Origin of the sequence: Sediminimonas sp. (genome assembly GCF_024637375.1) — a bacterium.
Lineage (GTDB): Bacteria > Pseudomonadota > Alphaproteobacteria > Rhodobacterales > Rhodobacteraceae > Sediminimonas.
In genome coordinates this window covers 1-5,309 of sequence record NZ_JAGXFK010000010.1, presented here as the reverse complement: position 1 = coordinate 5,309, position 5,309 = coordinate 1, and the positions used below count along the sequence as shown (strand labels likewise).

Here is a 5,309-nt window from a genome sequence, read left to right as displayed (position 1 = left end):
TGATGGCGGACGGGGGCAACCTGCGGGCCTATGCGGCCGATGGCACCACCATGATCCCGCACGATCTCACCTACATCAATCCCGCACGCAAGCTTGGGCGGCTGTTCATCCGCACCAACCTGTCCGCCAGCAGCGACACCGCCGTCGTCATCGCGCTGCAGGACGGGGCCAGCTCGGCGCTTGCCGTGACCGACACCAATGGCCGCAACGCCGTGTGGGCCGATTACGAGGTGGTCTGGGTGTTCCCAGACGCCGTCAACCGCACCGGCAAGGGCCATGCGCAGGGCGGCAGCCTTGTCGCCCACAGCGAATGGGTACGCGACCTTTATCATTCGTTTGTCGGAGACCCGCACCAAGGCATCGCTGTCGATACCGCGGGACGTGTGATCACCATCGACACGACCTGGTTGCGCAGGCACACCTCTGCGGACCTTGTGACCGTGCAGGCGTCGAATTCCGACCCGATCCTGGCCAGCGGGATCGCCGGGGTCAACCATCTCGGGGATGGCTGCATCATCGGGAACGAGGTGTTTCTTCCGCTGGAAGAATACCCCAATAGCCCCTATGACAACCAGCACATCGCGGTTTATGACGCCGACACGCTGGCGTTCCTGCGCAGCTACGACATCTCGGCCAACGCGCACGAGGTCTCGGGCATCGCCCATGACGGCATCGATTTGTGGATCACGGACTTCACTGACGGCTCGGTGCTCTATCGCTACAGCACCACCGGCGCGCTGCTGGAGACCGTGGTGCTGTCGGAGACCATCGCCAACATGCAGGGCATCACCCACGTGGACGGGGTGCTCCACATCTCCAGCGACACCGCGGACAACCCCGTCAAGGCGGTTGCCCCGGACGGGACCGTGACCGGCACGGTGCTGGAACGCGCGGGCCTGAGTATCAACGAGGGCCTGTCCTTTGACGGAACAAGCCTCTGGCTTCTGCGCGGCGATGGCAATGTCAGCCGCTACGCGCGTCTGCCGCGCAAGGTCGACTGGCGCAAGGTCCACTTCGCGCCCTTCTTCGCCACGATCGATCCGCGCTCGGATGTGTGGACGATGGCCGCCTCGGTCTACTGGTCGGAAGTTACCGGCGATCTGCAGCAGGGGTTTCTGTCTCATGCCAACGGCACCAGTTCCGCCAATCGCGCGACCATCGCCTATGACGACGGCCCCGACGTGCTTGCCATGTGGAACGCCTCGGACGGCTGGATGAGCAGCGCCCGAAACCCCGGCACAACCGATACAATCCGCCTCGCGGGCAGCCACAATGGCACCGGCGGGCGCAGGCTCTGGGTGGACGGCGTGCTGGAGAGCAGCGAGGCCGCCTCGGCCAGTCGCCCCGCGGGCGCGGGAACCGCGGCCGAGTTCATTCTCAATGCCTCCCAAAGCGACGGGGCCGAGGATGGCGAGGCCTACTACCAGTTCGCCTGGCTCCGGCATGCGTCGATGTCCGACGCCTGGATGGCCGCCGAGGCCGCCAACATGGCCGATCCGGCCGCCTTCTATACCATCACCGGCCCCTGACCGGCTGCCGGCCCATCCGGATGCCGGCCCATCCGGATGCCGGCCCATCCGGATGCCGGCCCACCCCGGATGCCGGTCCATCTGCCGCAATCGACCCACGGAGCGCGCCATGAGTGACAGGGCAAGCCTGATCGACCAGATCGCCGCGGCCTTGCGCGAGCACGGCATCGCGGCCGCCATCGGTGTGTGGATCACCTTCGTCGCCGGGCTTGCCACCGCCGTGACGCGCAAGGCATTCACCAACGAGGCGCTGCTGCACAAGCTCGAGCAGGAGCTCGCCGAGGAGCGCACCCGCATCGAGAGCCGCCGCGCCGAGGATCGCCACAACGACGATGCCCGCCTTGCGCGCATCGAAGGCGACATCCACGAGATGCGCAACCTCATGTTCGCCGCCTTCCAGCGCGGCCGCGAGGACTGAGGGCGGCGCCCGGCGCTGTCCCGGGGCACCGCTCTGCACCGTGGCCGACCTCGATCACGGGCCTGCCCGCATCTTTGCGACACCCGAACTTGCCCGCCGTGAGAACGCGCGGCCGCATGCGCCGGCCTCGCGCAATCACCAGTCCCAGGTCCCCGTCATTCCCAACCACCGATGCGCTCCCGGGCGTCGGGCCTGGGGCCGTCAATCTGCCCCCCCCCAAGAAACAAGGAGCTCCTCATGCCCGATCCCGTCCGCACCTTTGCCCATTACCGCGACGTGCCCGATGCGCTCTGGCGCTGGCCCGACTTCAGCCCCGCCGAGATCGCCTGCCGCGGCACCGGCCGGCTCAAGCTGCACCCCGAAGCGCTGGACACGCTGCAGGCCCTGCGCGACCGGCTGGGCAAGCCGATGATTGTCACCTCGGCCTATCGCACCCCCGCGCACAACAAGGCGGTCAAGGGTGCACCGCGCTCAAAGCACATGGACGGCACCGCGTTCGATATTTCCATGGCCAACCATGATCCCGTGGCGTTCGAGGCCGCGGCCCGCGCGGTGGGGTTTCTGGGTTTCGGCACCTACCCGCGCTCGAACTTCATGCATATCGATCTGGGGCCAGCCCGGTCGTGGGGCCCGCCGTTTCCGCCGCGGGCGGTACCGTTTGCCCGGGAGGCCCCACCCGCGCGAGAGGTGTTGACGCAGAGCCGCACGCTCAAGGGGACCGGGGCGGCCGGGGTGGCGACCGTCGGTGCGGCCGGGGTCGAGGTAGCGCAGGACGCGCTCGCCGAGGCGCAGGGCGCGGTACAGCCGCTGGTGCCGTATCTCGACAGCCTGCGGTGGCTGTTCATCGCCCTGGCGCTTGGCGGCATTGCCGTTGCCGTCTGGGCGCGGCTCGATGACTGGCGCAAGGGGCAGCGCTGATGTGGGGCGGTTTGCTGGCCGGGATCTTGGCCCGGCCGTGGGTGCGGCGGGTGGCGACCATCGTCCTCGTCGCGCTCGCCGTTCTTCTGTTTCTGTTCAACCTCCGCCGCACCGGCGAGCGCGCGGGCCGCGCCGCCGAGCGGCTGGACATGCTGGAGCGTCGCAATGCCATTCAACGACAGATGCTGGAGGCGGCGGCTCGTCGTCCCCGTGATCGTGACGCTCTTGTTCAGCGGTTGCGCGGGGGTGGGTTTTGATCGGGTCGGGCAGGGAGCGTGTCCGCCGGTGGTAGCGTACAGCCCGGCCGAGCAGGCGCGGGTGGCCGACGAGGTGGCGGCGTTGCCGGAGGGGGCGGTGATCGTGGGGTGGTTGGCGGATTATGCGGTGTTGCGGGGGCAGGTGCGCGCCTGTCAGAGAACTTGGCCGACCCGCTGACATTCAACTGGACTGTTCGCCGCAAATACGCCTGCTGTCCCAGTGACCTGCTATTGGAGACCCAACCATGACACCGAAACACCCCGAGATCACCGTCACGCTGACCGGCAATGACGGCAACGCTTTTACCGTTCTCGGTCGCTGCCGCCAGACCGCCAAAGCGGCGGGATTGTCCGATGACGAAATCGCCGCCTTCATGGCAGAGGCCACCGCTGGCGACTACGATCACCTGCTGCAAACCGCCATGCGCTGGTTCGATATCCGTTGAGAGCGTGCGTCCGCGCGCACTGCCTCCCATGCTGACAGGCGCTGCGCGGATTGGTGCGTCGAGGCACGGCCTGGTCCGGTTCCGCGCCTCTCCGCGCCTTGGAGCCTCTTGGCATCGTGACGTATTGTGCGGGGCATGTTCCTGTCAAGGCACCCGGAACGTGCACCGCAAAAAAAATGCCTCCGGCACCAACCTGCATCAGTCCCGTCCGTGCCGCATCCCTTTACGGTCCTTGGTAACGGCAACAGATTCCGCCGTCAGTCGTTTGTTTCGAGTAACGGCGGGGCTTCCCTGACCGGCAACCGGTTCCTGTCCCGGCCCGGCGGGGAGGCTCCGTCATTTCGATCAAACCCGGAAATACCATGGAAGCGAAATCTCCGATGACCAGCACCGCCGGCAAGATGAAGACGCTCAAGGGCGCCTGTGACAAGGCGCCGACCGAGACGCCACGAAGGACGTGGCGCTGAAAACATTACCAGGCCGCCGAGAAGGCACAAACGGCCAGGAATGACGGCGTGTGCAACCGTGAACTCGATGCGGCGCAACACATGACAAACCCTCTTTGGCAGGTTCCACCGGGGAGAGCATTCAGCGCAAGAATGGCTCCTCCTGATCCAGATAGGCCATATTGAATCCCGCGAGCTCCCTGACGCGGTCGAAATCATCAAAGACCACGCGCCCCTTCTGGAAGGTCAGGAGGCCGTCTTCGCGCAGGCGACGCAGAATGCGGTTCACGTGCACGGCGCTCAGGCCCAGAGCGTCGGCAAGGTGATACTGCGTCAGCGGACAATCAAAGCCCGTCATGTCGCCCATACCGATGAGTTTCAGCCGTGCCCCGAGTTCGAGCAGCATGTGCGTCATGCGTTCTTCGGCCGAGCGGCGACCGAGATTGACCAGATGCTCGACCACCATCGCCTCATCCCGCGAGGCCGCCCAGAGAATTGCCGTCGCAAGACGCGGCGCGTTGCGGAAGCCATCGAGAATGTCCGATGTGAGCACTTCGGAGGCCTCGATGCGCGTGGCCGCCTCGATGTTGTGATCGGCGGTGCGGAACAAAATGCTGCGCAGCCCGAGAAAATCCCCCGGAATCTGGAAATCCACGATCTGCCGGTCGCCATCCGGCAATATCTTGTAGGACAAGGCCCAGCCTTCGGCGAGGATGAAGGCCGATGCGTTCACTTCACCCTCATAGGTCATTTCGTGCCCCGGCAAAAAGCTGCGTCGGCGTCGGTGAAACCGCGCCAGCGTTTCAAGATCGACGTCCGACAGGGCGACGAAGGCCGAAAGCTTGCGTGTCAGGGGGCTTTTCAAAACCAATATTTTCGCTTTCACACAGGATCTGCAGCGCGGTGTTCACCTATGCAGATAGCCGAAAAAAACGCCTGAGGCTACTTTGCATCAGTTCATCGTAGCATAATTTGGTCCATTGTCGCGATGCTCCAAGTCAATGATGACCGGCACATAGCCCCCAAGCTGAAAGTGAAACTGACATGCCCCGCCCCGACGACATTTCCGGAACTGCCGCACTGGCAATTTGCGAATCGCTGCTGCTTGCATTGAACGATCACAGGATTTTGCCGGAGAAAGAGATTGTCGGCGTGATAGTGCCCCGTGGCGTGGTGTAAGAACGCCGACCTTCGGAAAGGTCCAGATCTGATCAGGTCGCCACGGCGGGCAACCTGATGTTGGGATTGTCGTTCACGCGCGCGAGGGTTTCAAGACTCATGTATCGGCGCGCGAC

At 65.0% G+C, this 5,309-nt stretch carries 8 protein-coding genes; 7 read left to right on the top strand and 1 reads right to left on the bottom strand.

Annotated features, from left to right (window positions below):
- The 6 genes from Q0L89_RS01335 to Q0L89_RS01310 all read left to right on the top strand — a co-directional run.
- A partial coding sequence (locus Q0L89_RS01335) for a hypothetical protein (RefSeq protein ID WP_296761910.1) occupies window positions 1-1,529 on the top strand: 1,529 nt, incomplete at its 5' end.
- A 109-nt stretch (window positions 1,530-1,638) separates the two neighbouring features.
- Window positions 1,639-1,947 (top strand): hypothetical protein, encoded by a 309-nt coding sequence (locus tag Q0L89_RS01330; protein ID WP_296761909.1) that lies wholly within the window; start codon window positions 1,639-1,641, stop codon window positions 1,945-1,947.
- Window positions 1,948-2,184: 237 nt separating this feature from the next.
- The gene (locus tag Q0L89_RS01325) at window positions 2,185-2,865 is read left to right on the top strand and encodes a D-Ala-D-Ala carboxypeptidase family metallohydrolase (protein ID WP_296761907.1); all 681 of its coding nucleotides are present in this window, start codon (window positions 2,185-2,187) and stop codon (window positions 2,863-2,865) included.
- Complete coding sequence (locus Q0L89_RS01320) at window positions 2,865-3,122, top strand: hypothetical protein (RefSeq protein ID WP_296761905.1); 258 nt, start codon at window positions 2,865-2,867, stop codon at window positions 3,120-3,122. Before Q0L89_RS01325 ends, Q0L89_RS01320 begins: the two co-directional genes overlap by 1 nt.
- A 28-nt stretch (window positions 3,123-3,150) precedes the next feature.
- Window positions 3,151-3,300: a hypothetical protein gene (locus Q0L89_RS15160; protein WP_366937888.1), complete on the top strand. Its 150-nt coding sequence runs from the start codon at window positions 3,151-3,153 to the stop codon at window positions 3,298-3,300.
- Window positions 3,301-3,367: 67 nt separating this feature from the next.
- A complete protein-coding gene (locus Q0L89_RS01310; protein WP_296761901.1) occupies window positions 3,368-3,568 on the top strand; it encodes a hypothetical protein in 201 nt (66 codons plus the stop codon).
- Between the two features lie 588 nt (window positions 3,569-4,156).
- Here the strand turns inward: Q0L89_RS01310 and Q0L89_RS01305 are convergent.
- Window positions 4,157-4,900: a Crp/Fnr family transcriptional regulator gene (locus Q0L89_RS01305; protein WP_296761899.1), complete on the bottom strand. Its 744-nt coding sequence runs from the start codon at window positions 4,898-4,900 to the stop codon at window positions 4,157-4,159.
- 158 nt (window positions 4,901-5,058) lie between these two features.
- On the opposite strand from Q0L89_RS01305, the gene Q0L89_RS01300 reads away from it, so the two are divergent.
- Complete coding sequence (locus tag Q0L89_RS01300) at window positions 5,059-5,193, top strand: hypothetical protein (RefSeq protein ID WP_296761911.1); 135 nt, start codon at window positions 5,059-5,061, stop codon at window positions 5,191-5,193.
- Window positions 5,194-5,309 lie beyond the last annotated feature (116 nt).

Excerpts from the sequence above, each read along its gene's own strand:
- Q0L89_RS01330 (WP_296761909.1), top strand. The coding sequence starts at position 1,639 with ATGAGTGACAGGGCAAGCCTGATCGACCAGATCGCCGCGGCCTTGCGC.
- Q0L89_RS01320 (WP_296761905.1), top strand. The coding sequence starts at position 2,865 with ATGTGGGGCGGTTTGCTGGCCGGGATCTTGGCCCGGCCGTGGGTGCGG.
- Q0L89_RS01325 (WP_296761907.1), top strand. The coding sequence starts at position 2,185 with ATGCCCGATCCCGTCCGCACCTTTGCCCATTACCGCGACGTGCCCGAT.
- Q0L89_RS01300 (WP_296761911.1), top strand. The coding sequence starts at position 5,059 with ATGCCCCGCCCCGACGACATTTCCGGAACTGCCGCACTGGCAATTTGC.
- Q0L89_RS01310 (WP_296761901.1), top strand. The coding sequence starts at position 3,368 with ATGACACCGAAACACCCCGAGATCACCGTCACGCTGACCGGCAATGAC.